An 18014-nucleotide genomic window follows, 5' to 3' on the forward strand; every position below is an offset into this window, starting at 1 on the left:
TTAGGAATAATTGAGGCAATAATAACAATAATAAGCCTTGGGACAGCGGGTTAGGAAAATTAGATTGCCCTGAAATAAAAAATCCCGCTGCCTGGCGGGATCTTTCATGTTATTATTATTGGAGAAAGCTGCTTACAGATCGGTCTTTAAAACCGCTCCGTTACTTGCATTGGTCACCAAGGCTCTGTATTGACCCAGCCATCTTGAAGTAAGCGTTTTCTTTACGGGAACAAAATCCGCTTTACGTTTAGCGATCTCTTCATCGGTCAGGTTTACAGAAAGGATATAATTATCTACATCAATATGAATTTCATCGCCGTCCTTAACCAGGCCGATCATTCCACCTTCAGCAGCTTCCGGAGAAACGTGACCAATTGAAGCACCCCTGGTTGCCCCGCTGAAACGTCCGTCTGTGATCAGTGCTACTGAGCTTCCTAATCCCATTCCCATGATCAGACTGGTTGGTGTTAACATCTCCTGCATACCCGGTCCTCCTTTGGGTCCTTCGTAACGGATCACCACTACATCACCGGCTTTTACTTTTCCCATCAGGATACCTGCAATGGCTTCCGGCTGTCCGTCAAAACAAACTGCTTTTCCTGTAAAAACCCTCGAGCCTGTAATGCCGGCAGTTTTAATTACCGCACCTTCCTCCGCCAGGTTTCCGTAAAGGATGGCTAAACCTCCAACAGCGCTATAAGGGTTGTCTATGGTATGAATGATATTCTCATCTTTGATCTGAGCATCCGCTATCTTTTCGAACAGCGTCTGTCCGCTGATGGTCAGGTTGTCGATCAAAACCTCGTTGCCCCTTTTGGTCATCTCCTTCATCACGGCATTTACTCCTCCGGCACGGTTGATATCTTCCATGTGAACGGTGGTAAGACTTGGAGAGATCTTAGCGATATGAGAAACGTTTTTGGAGATCTTATTAATGTCTTTCAGCTGGAAGTTTACGTCGGCCTCATTGGCAATGGCCAGCATGTGCAAAACGGTATTGGTACTTCCGCCCATCGCCATATCTACTGCGAAGGCATTTCTGATGGCGTTCTCGTTCAGGATGTTCTTCAACTTGAACTTTTCACGTGCAGCCTCATCCTTAGCAATTTCGCACATCCTTCTTGCCGCTTCCCTGTACAATTGTTCCCGCTCAGGTGTTTGTGCCAGGATAGTTCCATTTCCAGGAAGGGCTATTCCCATGGCTTCCATCAGCGTGTTCATCGAGTTTGCTGTAAACATTCCTGAGCAACTTCCTCCGCTGGGACAGGCATTGCACTCGATGTCTTTGAGCTCTTCATCGCTCATATTACCGGCTTCGTGCTTTCCTACCGCTTCGAAGGCTGTAGCAAGATCGATAGGCGTCCCATCTTTTTTGTATCCCTTTGCCATCGGTCCTCCACTCACAAATACAGTTGGGACATTTACCCGCAGCGCCCCCATGATCATACCAGGTACGATCTTATCACAATTAGGAATGGCGATCATCGCATCCAGCTTATGGGCGTTCATCACACTTTCTACCGAACTGGCAATTAACTCTCTGCTGGGCAATGAAAATAGCATTCCATCGTGTCCCATGGCGATACCATCATCCACGCCGATGGTATTAAACTCAAAAGGAACACAACCATTTGCTCTGATTTCTTCTTTAATGATTTCTGCTACCTTGTTCAGGAAAAAGTGCCCCGGAATGATCTCTATAAAAGAATTTGCTACCCCGATGAAGGGTTTGTCAAAATCTTCGTCTTTCAGGCCCGTAGCTCTGAATAATGAACGGTGAGGTGTTCTTTGATACCCTTTTTTTACTTCATCACTTCTCATTATTGATCTTTATTATGAATGCTAAATAATTTTACCGGGACAAAGTTGCTGCAAATAATTTTCAAAAACATTGACCTGCGTCAAAATCGGAAGATTGTTAGAACGGTTTTATCCGGAAAGCTTGAGTTTATTATTTAGGTTCCTTGTTCTCGTCGAAAAGTGCCAGCACCAGTTCATAAGGTGCTTTCTTCTCCCACCTTGCCATCAGCCATGTAATAAAGCTTAAGGTAAAAATGTCATGGTTCTCCTCGTTGTGGAGCTGGTTTAAAACAGCCTTTCTATAAGCTGGATCAGAGATCACATCGGGATTCAACAGGTATTTTTCCACCAGCTTTAGAAACAGCAGGACGCGTTCTTCTGAAGTCCTTTGCAAATACTTCTTATACCGGCGACGGAAGCTGGTTAATCGGGACATGGCAAGTTCTATGTTAGAGAATTGGGCATGGACTAAAATCTCCATTACATTCTTTCTGATGGTCCATAACATGCCCATTTTCTTTTCATACCAGGAGTCGCTTTGGGTTAGTAAAGTCAGCTGTTTCAAACATCCCCGGTCATTACGGAGCGCTAAGAACATGGAAAGGCATATCCGCAGGTCCTCAACATCTTCCGCTTTAGACTTTTGCCTTGTATTGGAAAGTGATCCTTTTATTAGGGCGACGGCATTATCCGCATCACCGGTAAAGAAAAGGTTAAGGGCAGTAAGTAACTGATGTCGTAAATGAAAGATGGTGAAATAGCGCTCGTCTTCCACCATAAGGGCATTCATCTCCTTAAGGTAGGACATGCTTGCGCCAAAATCCTTCTGCCGGAGATGGAAGTTCGCTAAAAAATACAGGATGGAGATATGGTAAAAAAAATAGGCTTTTCTGGTTTGCTGCTGATTTTGCAGGAATTTATTTGTTCGATCTATGAAACGCTCGATCAGGCTATAATTTTGCTGTATAGCCGCATATTCATTGGCAATGAAAAGGATCTGGTAAACGGCCTTATATGTCATGAGGTCCTGCACAGAGATCTTATACTTCCTTATCGTTCTTATTATCAAAGCGGTCAGATTCACCACCTTGCCTTTAAGGTGTATCTCCTGCAGTTCCTGCCGTAGAAAAGCATAGGCCATGTTGAGCTTAGCTTCACGCTGCATCTCCGACTGGTTGTTCAGGAAGCGGATGGTCAGGGCCTCTAATTCTTCTGCCCCTGGTAAATGCGCGTACTGGAGCTTCAGAAGCAAAATCTCATTCAACAGATTGAACTGCTCCAAATGCTCCCCCAAACGTTCAGCTTTATCCAGGCATTTGAACGCTACCTTCGCTACATCGTTTTCCAGCAGGAATCGTGCTACCACCAGCAGCCGGAGTGCCTCATAGGCCTCTGACTGGTTGCTTTCGAAGGTCTTTTGCGATAGGAAGAGTAATAAAGAGTCCTGCAGCCTTTTTCGTAAAGCATGATAGGCATCCTTATTTTTCCCTGGTTCATAGAGCTTGGTTAAACCTTCTATATCGTCAGTTTCTAATAAATTGAGCAAGTCAAGGTTTTTAACATCTTCTCTTTTGTTCTTCCGTTCTAAAAACTGCCTAAAAAGCTTTTTATCATAGCTACTAAGTAAGTTTATTAACTCTTGAATCGGGTCCATTTGAGGTGAATTAGCGCAGGTAAAAGTATAAAATCACGGAAATATATCGTCAGCATTTGCCTTAAACTGCTTTTTACAGCTCCTTTTTTCAGCCGACATTTGATTCATAATAATTAACAAAATAAATATGGAATCGCTACACAACAGAACTGAAGAAAACTCATTGAACGCAAAACATGCAGAAAGAACTCAAAACCCCTTTAAACCTACAGGGGCATTTATTGGAGCTTCTTGGTTTGCTTTATTAACAGGAACTATAGGATACTGCATCGGCTTATGGAATGCAGGAATGGAGCTGAACGAAAAAGGCTATTACTTTACTATTTTATTATTTGGCTTATTTGCAGTGATATCGGTACAAAAAACAGTGCGGGACAAAGCTGAAGGGCTTGCTGTTACCGACCTTTACTATGGCATTAGCTGGTTCGCCACCATTGCCGCGATGGCTTTGTTAACTGTCGGATTATGGAATGCGGATATCACTCTCAGTGAGAAAGGGTTTTACGCCATGGCTTTCTGCCTGAGTATGTTTTCTGCTATCGCTGTGCAAAAGAATACCCGCGACGCAAAGTTGTTAGAGGATAAAGATCTGTAACGTAGCGGTTGCTTCCCCCCGTCGGCTTGCATGGCAAGGTGTGGCGGGGGTTTTTGTTTTTTGTTGGTCGGTTCGACCCGAGGCATTGGGATTAACTTCGTTGATCCCTGAGGGGGGTGGCTTCAAATCAAATGCTGGTCGCTCTGCTCCCTGGCATTTTAGTAGATCTTGGAATTTCTGGGATTAACTCCGTTGATCCCTGGAGGGGGTGGCTTCAAATCAAATGCTGGTCGCTACGCTCCCTGGCATTTTAGTAGATCTTGGAATTTCTGGGATTAACTCCGTTGATCCCTGGAGGGGGTGGCTTCAAATCAAATGCTGGTCGCTACGCTCCCTGGCATTTTTTGTTTATCAGCTCGCCCGAGTGAACTCGGCTCGCCGTAAACAAAAAATGCCACCCTTCGGGCAGCATTTGATTTGGCGGAGAGTGAGGGATTTCTCACTCGCACGATGCCTGGCTATACCCATTCGAGAGATAGTTCGAACCCCTGGCCTACCCTTCTGGTTCGAATCCCTCCTAACGCACGAAAGGCATCCCATAAGGATGCCTTTCTTCGCGGAGAGTGAGGGATTCGAACCCCCGGACCTGTTACAGTCAACAGTTTTCAAGACTGCCGCAATCGACCACTCTGCCAACTCTCCGGGGGCAAAAGTACAATTCTCAACCACATCTCCAAAATGGGATGTGTTATTTTTTTAATTTTAGAGCTAATGCTTCTGAAAACCAGCTTGATATTTTTACCGGATGGTGTTTTTTGTGATGGTTTCCTCTACTGGTTCGCGTCTGAACGAGTTGAAAAGAGGCTTCACAATCTTGATACTCCGCTTGGAAAGATCAATACTTGCATTAAATTCGAATCCAAGCAGAATAATAAAGGAATTTAAATATAACCAGATCATCACAACGATGATGGTACCGATCGATCCGTAGAGGCGATTAAAATTGGTGAAATTGTTTATATAGAACCCGAACCCCCAGAAGGTAAATAAGGCTAGAGCACTGGCTAACCAGGCACCGGGACTGAATAACTTCCACTTCTTGGTGTGGGCGGGACCATACCGGTATAAAATAGAAATAGTGACAAAATAAATGGCGATCAGGATAAACCAACGCACAGCGGCCACCAGGAAAACGTAGAAGGCTTTATTAAATGCAAATTCCTTCTGGATCTTTGCAATAGCCACCTCCGAGAAGGTAATGATACCGAGACCGATCACCAAGGCAAAGAAGAGGACAAAGGTAAGGGCAATTGCAACCAATCGCTGCCTTAACCAACCTCTGGACTCAATGATCAATGACGACTTATTAAACGCCTTCATCAGGTTAGTGATGCCGTTAGTGGCAAAGAACAGTGCAGCCACGAAACCGAAAGAGAGTACTCCCCCATTCTGTTTGTTAATAATATCTTCCAGCGTTGACCTTACTGCCAGATAACTGTAAGTGGGGAAAACGAGTTTCAGCTGGTTCATCAGCTGGTTCTGAAAACCATCTACCGGGATATAAGGAATAAGAGTGAAGATAAAGATGATCGTCGGAAAAATAGCCAGCATGAAACTATAGGCTAAAGACGAGGCCTTATTAGCCAGAGAATCTCTCGCTATTTCCTGAAAGAAAAATGAACAGATAGTATATAAAGGCAGTGGACCGAAACCGGGTATCACAAATGCTTTCGTCCATTCAATAAAACTTGAATAAAGACGGTTTTTAAGAAGAAATTTGTGAACGCCTTTCATAATTTATTCAAAAAACGGCTTCATCTTCTCCTGAAAGAGAGCCGGAGGCATACAGGGCCTGTTTCGTTTCATATCAATGAAAGCAAGTGTGGTTTCGCCCTCATGAATAAGCTCTTGTTCTTCATTGTAGAAATAGTACTTAAAATGGATCTTTACGCCCGGCATCTTCTCAATCTGAGTCTTGATCGTAATTTCCTGATCATATAATGCTGGCTTAAGGTATTTCGCGTGCATTTCAAGTACCGGCATCATTACTCCATCTTCTTCCATAGAACGATAGGTCATTCCCAAACTTCTTAAGGATTCGACGCGGGCAACTTCGTAAAATTCAGCGTAGTTACCGTAATACATGTAACCCATCTGATCGGTCTCACCGTACCTTACTCTGACCTTAGTTTCGTGACTGAACATTACTTTTTGATGTTACGTTCGTTAAGAGCTTGCTGGAAACGCCTTGCATTGGCCTGATGCTCTGCCTGCGTTACTGCAAAGTTGTGATAGCCCGAAAAATCTTCCTTCGCACACATGTAAATGAAATTGTGCTTTTTGTAGTTTAACACCGCGTCTATTGCATTGATACTTGGCATCATAATAGGACCCGGAGGAAGACCTTTATAAATATACGTATTGTATGGAGAATCCTTTAACAGGTGTTTGTTCAGTACGCGACGAATAGTGAAATCTTTGTTGGCATAAATAACAGTTGGATCTGCCTGTAACTTAATACCTTTCTTATAACGGTTCATGTATAGTCCGGCAATAGTTGGCATCTCGGCATCGTAAAGGGCTTCAGCATCAACAACAGCTGCAAGAGAACTTACCTGAACAGGAGTTAAACCAATGGCCTCTGCTTTGCTTTTTCGTGCAGGGGTCCAGAACTTCTGGTATTCTTCATACATCTTATTGAAAAACTTCTCTGCCGATGTATTCCAATACATTTCATAGGAGTTGGGAATAAAGACAGCGTAAACGTTATCCTTATTGAATCCATACTTGCTGATATACGCTGTCGAGTCTAATAAACGAACTAAAGAAGAAGAATCAGCTTCGAGCTGGGATGAAATATACTTGGCAAAATCCTCTTTTATACGGTAGCTTTTGAAGCGCAGTTCTACAGGTTCCTGGTTTCCGGCTTTGAGCATATTGATGAAGTTCCGGTTGCTCATACCCTGTTTCAGCTTATACTTTCCAGGTTTAACTACGGCCGGATAACCCATCTTTTCTGCCGCCCATTTAAAGACTTCAGGATTTTTTACCATCTCTTGGCCTTCGATGCTTTTGTATACATCATCGAACGTTGAACCCGTACGGATATACAGATATTCGGCATTATCGGTAACGCTTGGGCCAAAAAACTTCATGTAATAGTTAAACAGAGTAACCCCTAAAGCCAATAAGACTACTGCAGCCAGCGCTATGATTACTTTCCACTTCTGACTTAGTCTTCCTGATTTTTGATCAGACATTCTTAAATTAATTTTTTATTCTACGATTCTTCTGTAGGCGAGAAGCCCACCTGTTAAATTCCTCACCTTAGTAAACCCGGCAAGGGATAATTGTTTACACGCAGTTTCACTTCTTATACCGCGCTGGCAGATCACTACTATTTCTTCGTCCCGGCTATACTCCAGATCATCAATATCTCTAAGTAAATTTCCAAGAGGCAGATTATCTCCACCGATGTTATAGGTAAAATATTCCAGCTGCTCCCTTACGTCTAACAGCTTCAAATCCTCTCCCTGCTGAAGTCTTTCTTTAAGCTCTGCAGGAGCTATATCACTTAACTGGCGTTCCATTGGATAAAATTAAATCAACCTTTGATCCAATACTAACTTTGCTCAAACTATCAACAGAAGGATATTGTCTTATCACCCGGGCTCCGGTAGTATCGCTGATCTCCCCTTCGTAAGTTACCATTCCAACTCCAAGAGAGGAGCCCTTCAAGGCGAATGTTGCTTCGGATAAGGTGCTTCCGGCAAGATCTGGGAGATCCACTTCACTGGCTCCCTTACCATCTCCCAATACCAGGCTAATAACGGAACCTTTCGCAACTTGTTGTCCTGCTGATATCGAGCGTCCTTTCAAAGAAGCCTCAAGCACCCGATCCCTTACGATATCAGATGTATAGGAGGTATCTCCGATTTTTATCCCATAATTACTTAAAACAGCTCTGGCTTCGAGGAAGGTCATTTCGAAAATATTAGGGAAACCAACTTCAGGAGCATTCTTTGTGATGACGGTAAGATAGATAGTACGGTTTGCTTTTACATTCGTATTGACATCAGGATCCTGCTCGATGACAAGTCCTGGCGCTTTGCCTACCTGGAACACGGAGTCAACCTGGTAGTTAAATCCCTGTGATTCCAGCAATTCAATAGCTTCATCTACTTGCATACCCTTCAACTTGGGCACAGGTTGCCCCTCACCATGTCTGGTATAAAAGCGTAGACTGAAAAATATAACCAGTAGAAAAACTATTATTGAAACAATAGCAATAATCAGGTTTTTTCGAAAGGTATCTGTTCTGAGGTAAGCTAAAAACTTGTTCATTTATTTGAGCAATCGCAAATAAGTTCCAAACTTAAGTCAAAAAACCTGCAACGGCAAGTATTCGGAAAAAGGGCAGAAAGTATTTGGAGGAATATATTCAGCGCTGGGCATGAAAATAATTAAAGACGGCCAGCATACGCAAAAGAATATAAGAAAGACATAGGATCAGGGAAAAGACAAAAAGGACTTTGTCTAATGAGGTAAATTTTCTTTTCATTGTGCAGGTTGGATTAGATGATCTAAGGTATCATTTTTCTCTAATTGCCCCCAAAAAAAATAAAACTTTCAATGATTAAGGCTTCATATGCAGGAATTCCCTAAGATCTATCGGTTCTTGATACGAGAAGTTCACTAAATGCTTTAACAAAATCCGACAGCTCCTCTTTCGTTTTTGCATCTGTCACCTCACCTCCCGAATTTATTTTTCCTTTTATACCCTGGACCAGTAATGAGGTCTCGTCCTTCAATTCTGCCCCAAGGGTTTGCATGATCATCTGCAATTCCTCATGCCCTTTTTGTCCCTGGGCTGAAGCTGTTATAACTCCTACAGGCTTATCACTGAATATTGTTGTTGCCACGCACCATTCTAAAGCATTCTTTAGGCCGGCAGGGATACTAAAGACATACTCTGGCGTGCTAAAGATCACCCCATCTGCTCTTTCTACCCGGCTCCGGAATTCTTTTATGGCCTCAGATGGGTGATCAGAAGACTGCTCAGGCTCGAAATGCGGCAGGTTCTTTAAGTCCTTAAAAACTTCTACCTGTATCAAAGGATTCAATAGTTGAATTATTATGTTAACCAGCTTTTCGTTTGCTGAGTTCAGGCTTGCACTCCCGATAATAAATAAAATAGTTTTGCTGTGCGCCATCGTTGAGATCTGTTAAAGATCAAACATAGCGTAAGGCGACTAAAGTTTCACGTTACTCTGTAGCAAATTACATTTCCCTGAACTTCATATAAAAATCAGAGTTACTGCAACTTGTCCCCGCCATGGTGGAAAACTTGGGTCGCGTTGAAAACTATACCTCTCCCTGGACGGCTAAAAAATGTTGAAGATTCTATTTTTGAAATGCACAATATGTTTTATGAAGGAAGAAATACTAACTGTTATAACCCTGCTTGCTGGAATTAATGCTTTTATTACTGCTCCTGCTTCCGAAAATCCAATACTATTATTTTCTACAGCAATAGTCTCCTGCTACCTTGCTTATTACTTCCAGAACCGGAAGTATCAGAAAAAGCATCAGGAAGAGCATGCAGACTAAGGCGCTATTTAGCTGGCTTTTTAAATACTTTATCTAAGAAATCCGCCATATAGTTAACAGATTCATCTGCCCAGGGATGGAACAACCAGAAAGGGTGCATATTCACATTAAACTTATAGACTTCGTGATAGATCCCCCATTCCTTAAGCTGGCCAATCAATTCGTCTTGCCCTGCATGGAAACGAGAAAGGCCGCTGTTTAAAAAAAGCATTGGCACCGATCTCTCCGTTGCCCAATATCCTGGAGAGGCTTCTTTCCAGATTTCAGGCTTTTCAGCAAATAGTCCACCAAGCCATTGTACATCCGGAGAATTTTTTGACCTTGTTGAATTCAAGGATGATGGAGCCATAAAACTTATAGCTCCATCAAAATCTATGATTGCCTGAACAGCACTCGAGTAAGTATTAGTCCCCATAGTTCCCTCAAACTTCTCCACACCATTAGTAAGTCCTACAAGGGAAGCAAGTTGCCCACCAGCAGAACAGCCGGAAATAGCAACTTTAGCGGTATCGATATTATATCTTGAGGCATTTGCTTTTATCCACCGTACCGCAGCCTTTATATTATGTACTGCAGCAGGGTAAGTAGCCTCAAGAGAAAGCTGATACTCTACTGGAATGGTTACAAATCCTTTTGCCGCCAGCATTTCAGCCATAGGTACCTGCATGGATTTATCTCCCGAGCGCCATCCTCCTCCGTGCACCATGATGACTGCAGGATATTTCCCTTTTTTTGCAGGTCTGAAGATATCTGCATGCAGATCTCTCTTACCAAAAGGGGTATTAGCTAAGGTAGCGTATACTACATTTCGCTCGGCGACTACCGCTGCCGGGACCTCATCAATTGCTGGTGTAGCATAGGGGAAGTTTTTTTTGATCTGGTTGTAAACCTTCCTTACATTATACGATGTATCGCGAGGGATTTCCGGATTTACCTGGGCAATAACTCTCGCATTGAAAGCAGATGCTGCTATTAGAAACCCTAGACATATTCTTTTACTAGTGAAGGAGGAAGGAAACCTGATCATTTGAAATAGTATCTAAAACAATAGTTAAAACTAATCTTTGAGACTCCTGGGAATAAAATTCATTTCTATCATCCAACTTTCACACAGGGAGGTCCATTGTTCCGTTGAGCCTGGATTATTTCTTAAGGCTATGGCGTGTCCGCCTTGTGGGAGGATATGCAAGGTAGATTGGACATTCTTTTCTAACAGGGCCTTATAGAACAACAAGCTGTTGTGAGGACTCACCGTTTTATCATCAAAAGCATGGACAATAAAAGCCGGAGGCGTGGCAGAGCTCACGTTTAAATGCGGCGAGTACCGGTTCAGCAATTCTTCAGAAGGGTTCTCACCCAACAAATTTTTGCGGCTGCCTTTGTGAGCGTAAGTACCAAGATCTATTACGGGAGACACTAAAATGCTAAAATCAGGCTTAGGAGATATTTTATCGAGGCTATCTCCAATAAGGGAAACATCCAGCGTAGAAACGCTGGATAAAGCTGCTAAATGACCTCCGGCGGAAGAACCCTGAACACCTATTTTATCTGGTTTTATCCCCCATTTTGCGGCATTGCCCCGAATTAGCTTAATTGCTCTTTGGGCATCCTGAAGTGGTCCGGTCTCCCTTTGCTTAAGATCGGGAGAATTAGGTAAGCGGTAGTTCAAAACAAAGGCAGATACTCCAATAGTATTGAACCACTTTGCCAATTGAGTTCCGCTAATAATATAGGCGAGACGTTCGTAACCCCCACCCGGGCAAATGACTACCGCCGCTCCTTTATTCTCAGAAATTGAGGGAAAGAAGGCATAAAAGCCGGGAGTACCAACTTTGAAGATCCTTTCATTAGCAATACTATCCTTTATCTTCATCCCCTTCGAATTGGGCATTTTGCCCTTGGGCCACAGCGGAATAAACTCTTGTGAATGAGCTGAAAGAGAGGCCAATACAACTAGCAGAACAACTAATCTGATTTTTAACATGGCGATGGGTGCGAGCTAGTCAACCTTTGGAATCCAGTTTAGATCTTTAGAGAAAATGTTTTCAAGGGTGTACTGCTTAGCTTGCTTCTTTGAAAGCTGCTTCGACCATTCCACACGTTTCTCTGCGTTTGCACCAGGTCCTTTACTTTGATACTCTGCATAGTACGCAGTCTTTTCCTTATTTGGAAACATCTTGTCGCCTGGCCAGGGATTCCAGCCTTCGGGGATAATATGTGCTCCCATCTCCGTGCGGATAAAAACAGTTTTAGCATATGATCTCCATGGACGACCTAAGTAGACTTTATTAGCTTCGGCGTTTGCTATAAGCTTACAATCGAAAAATACATAACCAAATCGCTGAGCCTCTCTTTGCGCTGAAGCAGTAATATAAGAATTCGTTAAACTCCGGATAGTACAGCTCTGAAAAACGCAGGTAGCTTCACCGAAGATAAAATCTGTAGTTCCTTCTATTTCACAATTTTCATAGTATTGACGGCTTTCCTCTTTAGAAGTATACAAGGTATCCTGATTGCCCAGGATCCGGCAGTTCTTTACAACCGTTCTATCGCCTTCAACATGAAGCGCCACCGCTTGCCCTACTCTTCCCGCTGTGTTTTCTATGGTCAGATTTTCGAGAACAACATCATTACCCTGAACAAGTAAGGTATAGGAAGTATAGGTAGAGAATTTCTCCAGTCCAAGATTGTCTTTTCCATTAGGAACAGGCTTTCCTGAAAAGTCGTTACCAGTAATAACAGTCGACGCAGCACTTTCGCCTATTAATGAGATATTAGTTTTCCAGGAAGGGATAATTACCTTCTCCTTGTAAATCCCTTTTTTGATAAAGATCTTAACTCTTTTCTGTCCCAGGTCGCGCACCGAGTTTACAGCAGCCTGAATAGTTTTATAATCGCCACTTCCATCCTGAGCTACGGTGAGTGTAGATGGATAATTTTGTTGGGCGTTTATTGGAGAAATAGAAATAAATAAAAGGAAGGTAGCAATAATGTATCGTATCATAATTGTTATACTATTGAGTTCATGGAACAATGCATATAGCCAAGAATTTATGCAATGTCAACGTTGGTTATAAAATGAATGCAAATAAAGCCAAAATTAGTTCACTTAGGTAGATGAGGGGTTTAAAAATTAGCATTAAGGGTATAATTTTTAATACGACCACCAATACACTTGCTCTTCCCGGATTGACTTGCCGGAAGTAATGAAGTTAATTTAAACAAATACTTTATTTTTGCTTGTATGGAGAACCTATTGAATACCATTCCGGAAGCAATTGAAGATGTAAAAGCAGGGAAACTGATCATTATTGTGGATGATGATGACCGCGAAAACGAAGGCGACTTCATGGTAGCGGCCCGCTTTGCCAGTCCTGAAGTTGTTAATTTCATGGCTACCCATGGTAAAGGCCTGATCTGTGTTCCTTTAACCGAGGACCGTTGTGATGAATTACAGCTGGATCTGATGGTGGGTAAAAATACTGCTACCCATGAAACCAACTTTACCATCTCCGTTGATCTGATCGGGAAGGGTTGTACAACCGGGATCTCTGCTTCCGACAGGTCTAAAACAATTCAAGCACTTATAGATCCAGAGACTCGTCCTGCTGAATTGGGAAAGCCTGGTCATATTTTCCCTTTGCGTTCCAAGGATGGTGGAGTTCTCCGCAGAGCGGGCCACACGGAAGCCGCCACAGATCTGGCACTTTTGGCCGGATTAGAACCAGCAGGAGTGATTGTTGAGATCATGAAAGAAGACGGTGAGATGGCTCGTCTCCCTGATCTGCTCAAAATCGCTGCCGACCTAAATATTAAGATCATCTCCATAAAAGATCTGATCGAATATCGCTTACAGCATGAAACCCTGATCAAAAAGGAAGTGGCTGTAAAAATGCCGACCGCCTGGGGTGATTTTGATCTGGTTGCCTATACACAAACAGATAACGGGACTCATCATCTTGCCTTAGTAAAGGGAGAATGGAAACCTGAAGAACCAGTGCTTGTAAGGGTGCATCGTTCTTGTATAGTAGGGGATATTTTTGGTTCCTGCCTTTGCAACTGCAGCCAGTTACTTCACAAATCCATGGAAATAATTGATCAGGAAGGGAAAGGTGTTGTAGTTTATATGAATCAGGAAAGCATCGGAGGAGCCCTGATCAACAAGCTGTACAATTACATCGGTGCGGAGAACGGGATTCAGGTGAAACCAGGAGCAAAGAAACAACAGATTGATCAACGCGACTACGGAGTAGGAGCTCAGATCCTGAGAAGTTTGGGTGTCTCAAAAATGCGTTTACTTTCAGACAATCCTAAGAAGCGGGCAGGTCTGAGCGGATATGGGATTGAGATTACAGATGTAGAGCCGATCTTAAAACGCTGATCATCCTGCCCGGGCTAAAATAGACTTTGCAGACCTTCCTGTGGTCTGCAAATTAAATCCTCCTATTTATTCTTCTTTCCTATATAAGTTTGCTCTACCGCGCTATACGGACTTTTACGCCCATCTAAGCTTATATATATGCGGTCAAAAATAACTCCGGGGTCTATCATATAAACCCTTAGTTTATGTTTTCCCGCTGCAAGATTGGGTAAGACCAATGATTTTACAGCATTGTTGCGCAACACATTCTCTTTCCACTCTTCGCTTCTGCCTACCGTTTTAAAATTCAAAACCTTTACCGGCCCCTCATCTACTTTTACTGCGTATCTCATCTGGTATTGATTGTTCAAAGGATGCGTAGGAATGGTATGAAAGTAAAATTTGGCGGGACCTGAGTTTAAGTTATAGAAATCAAATTCAAGTGCCGCGCTTTTAAGGACCGGCTGTTCTCCTGTATCCACTTTTGCATCAAGAGGCAGGGCTTCGACCCAATTCCTGCCAGCTGAAGCCGTTGGGAGGATTGTCCATTTCCTGCCTGAACGCTCCTGTGCATTAGTATAGTTAGCAGCATCTATTGCGATGTAGCCATCAGATTCAATAAAGCCTTCATAGTTTTCAAGCGCAGACAACCGGCGATTATCCCCAGTGACCTTAATCCTATATTCCTTACCAGGCGCTTTAACATTCACTTCTCCGGTAAGCAGCTGTTCTGGTGCTTTTGTCCAATCAATATCTACCCATAACCTCTCTTCTGTGAACGAATTTCTGGAAGATAAAAGGCCCTTGGTTCTACTTACCCGGATCCATTTTGCAGAGGGTTCTACCTGGTAAGACAGGCTTGAATCAGCGCTGAGATATACGTCTATAAAGTATCGTTTTTTTAAATACCGGTTAAAAGCAGGTAATTCCTGGGTTTCTGGTACATCAACAAGTGCAGAGTCTTTAAGTCCTTCCACCCGTGCGATAAACAATGAAGACCCCTGAGCCTTTACGGCGTTAAAAGCTGGCAGCTGATAAACGGGAAGCTCTCTTGGTTTCATTGACATCATCCATTTCCATTTCCCATTTGCCAAAGAATTATTATAATAATCGGTAGCCTTTACTATTTCATCGTAACTTTTGCGTGCAAGATCAACGTAGTTTTGAGCAGAGGCCCGACCCTGTAGTGCATATAACCAGGCCTTGTCCCGATATAAGAACTTCTTGTTCATATTTGCAGCACCTTTTACGGGATACTCTACCAGCTCGTAATAAGCATCCTGCAGAGACGCACTTATTTTCGGTTTTAGCAAGGCAACGCTTTTCTCCAAGGCTTCATACTGCCCTATCCTTTTTTCTGCTTCGTCACCATACCTATGGTGGACATAGGCTGTGTAATTAACCGGAGTAGTTGGTTCAGTTCTGCTCCAGCCCATAAACTCGGGACGCCTTTCAAAGGCAAGTTTATAATATCCTGATAGTATCCCTGCAATTTCCTTTGCATTTGCGGTTCCGAAAATACTTCCGGCCCAAGTTTCCGAATGCTTTGCGACATAACCAGCAGACATAAAGGGATCAACATTATAGGCCATATCCAAAAACAGCTGCATGTTATATTCAGCAGGCTTAATATCGCCGATGTTAAGCACCCAGATCTTTCGGGCATCCATAATGTAGGCCTTTGTCATTTCCTCACGCATTAAGGCTGGATTAGTGCTAGATAACCATAGATAATCATGAGGCCTACCCCAATAAGAAGCGTGATAATATACACCAGCGCCGCCCTTTCTTTTCCTTTCCGCAGGAGTACCCAGTCGCTGAATATATCCATAATTATCATCCGGCCAGTTCAGGATGATGTCCTCGGGAACCTTTAGTCCCGCCTCATAAACGTCAAGGACTTCCTTATAAATAGAAAAAGTTTGAGGTACTTTTTCTATATCCTGGTGGATATGTGTTGAAAGTAACTCACGCTGATCAGCAAATATCTGCTCCAGCAAGGGGACTGTTTCCTGAACTGTCTTTACCCCTTCCATCCCACTATCATGTACTCCTCGCATTCCCATAGTATAGATGACATTATTACCCTTGCTCTCTTTGATCCGGTCTTCCCAATAGCGTAGAACATTAGCCTTATTAGTTTTATAATTAAAAGCTCCGGAGGTTTTCGCGTTCCACTCGTCAACATTATTCCTTAGCATGGGCTCAGCATGGGATGAGCTGACCACTATTTCATAATCGGCGGCAATCTCTTTATTCTGTGGATAGTGATAATAAGCTTTCGTACTTTCATGCATCGCCGGCCAGATCAAATTGGCCTTTAATCTCAGAAGTAATTCAAAGATCTGTGCATAGGTTTTAGGGCCAATATCTTTTACTCCCTGCGACTCATAATTCTTCGCGGCCCAGGGCTGAAGCCCCCAGTCTTCGTCGTTCAAAAAGATCCCTCTAAACTTTACGCTCGGTTCCTTAGATATATAATCTTCAATTTCCAGCGAGAGATCAGGCTGCTTAACAGGATGTGCATCAGCCCACCAGTACCAGGGACTCACTCCTATTTTTTCTGAGATACCAAATACTCCATATGCCGTTCCTCTTAAATCACTTCCTGCAATCAGCAGAGCGTTAAGGATCTTTGAATTAGGTTTCCTGATCACTTTATAGCCGAAGCACTCCCACTTATTAATTAAGCTTTTCGCCAGATTTTTGTCGAAAGATCGTATTAAAGAAGATTGAATGGTACCAATGATTATAACATTTCCCTGAGCTGTACTGAGATTTGTGGAGACCCCCGGCAAATACCCCGTTACTCTTTCGATATCTTTGGCCAGCAAGTTTGCCGCGATCGAATCAAGCTTCCTATCCTCTACTGCATAGACAATAGAGACTTTAGTTTCGGGTGTAACAAGTTTAAATACACCAGCCTTAACATGGCTAACTAATAAAAATAATAATGACAAAAGTGAAAGGGAAAACCTTATTGGGGCAGGCTTAAATCGAAGAGTTAACGTATTTAACATAATTAGCAATATAAGAAAGAACATCAATCAGACGATGCTCATTTAATTGGTTATATCGAAGGCGAATATAAAGGTATTGCAGGCAAGAAAAGCCAATAGGAACAGTTGATTTGTAAAAAAGGTAATATCGTAGAGACCCGCGTTTTATACAGTTCTAAGCGGGATTAACCAGTCGGCTGTCTTAAAAAAGATACACTTCTTACCTGATTTTACGCTTTAATACCTTAAATTCTGGATGGCACAGAATTGGTAATACTCCTGTCATAAAAACAAAGACTATGGACATTACCCTTAATATCACCGATTCATTAACTAAAGAGTTTGACCAAGAATTAAGAGAGATCCTTATTCAAGATCTAAAGAGATTTAAAGCCGAAAAAGGCCAATTCCTAAGCAACAACCAGGCAAGCACCCAGGATAATGACCTACTGGTAGCCTGATCTATATATATACATTTCATATTAATCATTCTAACACATAAAAAGAGCTTGGCCAATGCTAAAGCTCTTTTTTTATGCAGGTAGTTCTATTTCCAGTCTTTCCAGGGATACTCCTTTTTCAATTTCCAGGGCCCTCCCAGATACTCCCAAAGTGCTAAGCCTGTTGAAGGAACTTTACGGTCTTCAAACCTATCCAGGAACTCGTTCATACAAACCCTTGCCTGCTCGGGAGAGACCTTATTTTGGATGGTAATATGAGGTCGTAATTTCTGTCTGTCTTGATTTGTAAGATACATCCACCATTTTTTTTGCAAGGAAGCGTGCAGGTTTTCAAGCTCGGCACTTTGCATCTTCACAGCAAAGCCCATCCCCAGAAACATCAGCCCACTTGTTTCGAGCATGAACGTATTCTGTTCTAAGGTGTAGTTTGATAGGTCCTCATCTATGATCTTTATATCGGGAAGGTGATGAAACAAGGTTAGATGAGCTTTGAGAAAGTTCTTTTCTACCGGGAAATATTCATCACGTAAGGACGTAAAGTAAGCAGAGGGTTCTTCCTCCAGGATTAATGTTAAAATTAAGGGAACAGACATTC

17 protein-coding genes and 1 tRNA gene are annotated in these 18014 nt (G+C 42.7%); 4 read left to right on the forward strand and 14 right to left on the reverse strand.

The features are described from left to right. Positions 1-132: 132 nt before the first annotated feature. Together ilvD and J4N24_RS00215 are read right to left on the reverse strand one after the other, a co-directional pair. The gene (gene ilvD, locus J4N24_RS00210) at positions 133-1821 is read right to left on the reverse strand and encodes a dihydroxy-acid dehydratase (RefSeq protein WP_207531626.1); all 1689 of its coding nucleotides are present in this window, start codon (positions 1819-1821) and stop codon (positions 133-135) included. Positions 1822-1951: 130 nt separating this feature from the next. Continuing rightward, positions 1952-3454, reverse strand: coding sequence for a hypothetical protein (locus tag J4N24_RS00215; protein WP_207531627.1), 1503 nt, complete (start codon positions 3452-3454; stop codon positions 1952-1954). A gap of 127 nt (positions 3455-3581) precedes the next feature. Here J4N24_RS00215 and yiaA point away from each other — a divergent pair, with 127 nt between their 5' ends. Then, entirely contained in the window at positions 3582-4049 is a 468-nt protein-coding gene (gene yiaA, locus J4N24_RS00220) for an inner membrane protein YiaA (protein ID WP_207531628.1), read from the forward strand. 557 nt (positions 4050-4606) lie between these two features. Here yiaA and J4N24_RS00225 read toward each other — a convergent pair. The 7 genes from J4N24_RS00225 to J4N24_RS00255 all read right to left on the reverse strand — a co-directional run bounded on the left by J4N24_RS00225 (position 4607) and on the right by J4N24_RS00255 (position 9202). Beyond that, a tRNA-Ser gene (locus J4N24_RS00225) sits at positions 4607-4691 on the reverse strand. 96 nt (positions 4692-4787) lie between these two features. After that, the gene (locus J4N24_RS00230) at positions 4788-5783 is read right to left on the reverse strand and encodes a YihY/virulence factor BrkB family protein (protein ID WP_207531629.1); all 996 of its coding nucleotides are present in this window, start codon (positions 5781-5783) and stop codon (positions 4788-4790) included. Positions 5784-5786: 3 nt separating this feature from the next. Further along, positions 5787-6194, reverse strand: coding sequence for an acyl-CoA thioesterase (locus J4N24_RS00235; protein WP_207531630.1), 408 nt, complete (start codon positions 6192-6194; stop codon positions 5787-5789). After that, positions 6194-7249 carry an endolytic transglycosylase MltG gene (gene mltG, locus J4N24_RS00240; RefSeq protein ID WP_207531631.1) on the reverse strand — a complete coding sequence of 352 codons (1056 nt, stop codon included), beginning with the start codon at positions 7247-7249 and terminating at the stop codon, positions 6194-6196. Before mltG ends, J4N24_RS00235 begins: the two co-directional genes overlap by 1 nt. Before the next feature lie 15 nt (positions 7250-7264). After that, the gene (locus J4N24_RS00245) at positions 7265-7579 is read right to left on the reverse strand and encodes a rhodanese-like domain-containing protein (RefSeq protein ID WP_207531632.1); all 315 of its coding nucleotides are present in this window, start codon (positions 7577-7579) and stop codon (positions 7265-7267) included. Beyond that, a complete protein-coding gene (locus tag J4N24_RS00250; RefSeq protein WP_207531633.1) occupies positions 7560-8333 on the reverse strand; it encodes a PASTA domain-containing protein in 774 nt (257 codons plus the stop codon). The genes J4N24_RS00245 and J4N24_RS00250 overlap by 20 nt, the downstream gene beginning before the upstream one ends. Before the next feature lie 317 nt (positions 8334-8650). After that, entirely contained in the window at positions 8651-9202 is a 552-nt protein-coding gene (locus tag J4N24_RS00255) for an NADPH-dependent FMN reductase (RefSeq protein ID WP_207531634.1), read from the reverse strand. A gap of 217 nt (positions 9203-9419) precedes the next feature. On the opposite strand from J4N24_RS00255, the gene J4N24_RS00260 reads away from it, so the two are divergent. Continuing rightward, positions 9420-9599: a hypothetical protein gene (locus tag J4N24_RS00260; RefSeq protein ID WP_207531635.1), complete on the forward strand. Its 180-nt coding sequence runs from the start codon at positions 9420-9422 to the stop codon at positions 9597-9599. A 4-nt stretch (positions 9600-9603) separates the two neighbouring features. Here J4N24_RS00260 and J4N24_RS00265 read toward each other — a convergent pair whose 3' ends face one another. Genes J4N24_RS00265 through J4N24_RS00275 form a run of 3 tightly spaced genes read right to left on the reverse strand, consistent with a single transcriptional unit; the run spans position 9604 to position 12603 of the window. Next, positions 9604-10626, reverse strand: a complete 1023-nt coding sequence (locus J4N24_RS00265) for an alpha/beta hydrolase (RefSeq protein WP_207531636.1) — start codon at positions 10624-10626, stop codon at positions 9604-9606. 30 nt (positions 10627-10656) lie between these two features. Then, positions 10657-11583, reverse strand: a complete 927-nt coding sequence (locus tag J4N24_RS00270; protein WP_207531637.1) for an alpha/beta hydrolase — start codon at positions 11581-11583, stop codon at positions 10657-10659. 15 nt (positions 11584-11598) lie between these two features. Next, entirely contained in the window at positions 11599-12603 is a 1005-nt protein-coding gene (locus J4N24_RS00275) for a pectinesterase family protein (RefSeq protein WP_207531638.1), read from the reverse strand. Between the two features lie 240 nt (positions 12604-12843). Between J4N24_RS00275 and ribB the strand changes: the two genes are divergently transcribed. Next, entirely contained in the window at positions 12844-13980 is a 1137-nt protein-coding gene (ribB, locus tag J4N24_RS00280; protein WP_207531639.1) for a 3,4-dihydroxy-2-butanone-4-phosphate synthase, read from the forward strand. A 62-nt stretch (positions 13981-14042) separates the two neighbouring features. Here ribB and J4N24_RS00285 read toward each other — a convergent pair whose 3' ends face one another. Beyond that, positions 14043-16979: a glycosyl hydrolase 115 family protein gene (locus tag J4N24_RS00285; protein WP_207531640.1), complete on the reverse strand. Its 2937-nt coding sequence runs from the start codon at positions 16977-16979 to the stop codon at positions 14043-14045. A gap of 278 nt (positions 16980-17257) precedes the next feature. On the opposite strand from J4N24_RS00285, the gene J4N24_RS00290 reads away from it, so the two are divergent. After that, positions 17258-17419: a hypothetical protein gene (locus tag J4N24_RS00290; RefSeq protein WP_207531641.1), complete on the forward strand. Its 162-nt coding sequence runs from the start codon at positions 17258-17260 to the stop codon at positions 17417-17419. Positions 17420-17505: 86 nt separating this feature from the next. Here J4N24_RS00290 and J4N24_RS00295 read toward each other — a convergent pair whose 3' ends face one another. Continuing rightward, positions 17506-18012, reverse strand: coding sequence for a 2'-5' RNA ligase family protein (locus J4N24_RS00295; protein WP_207531642.1), 507 nt, complete (start codon positions 18010-18012; stop codon positions 17506-17508). Positions 18013-18014 lie beyond the last annotated feature (2 nt).

The organism is Desertivirga arenae (assembly GCF_017355785.1).
Taxonomy (GTDB): Bacteria; Bacteroidota; Bacteroidia; order Sphingobacteriales; family Sphingobacteriaceae; genus Desertivirga; species Desertivirga arenae.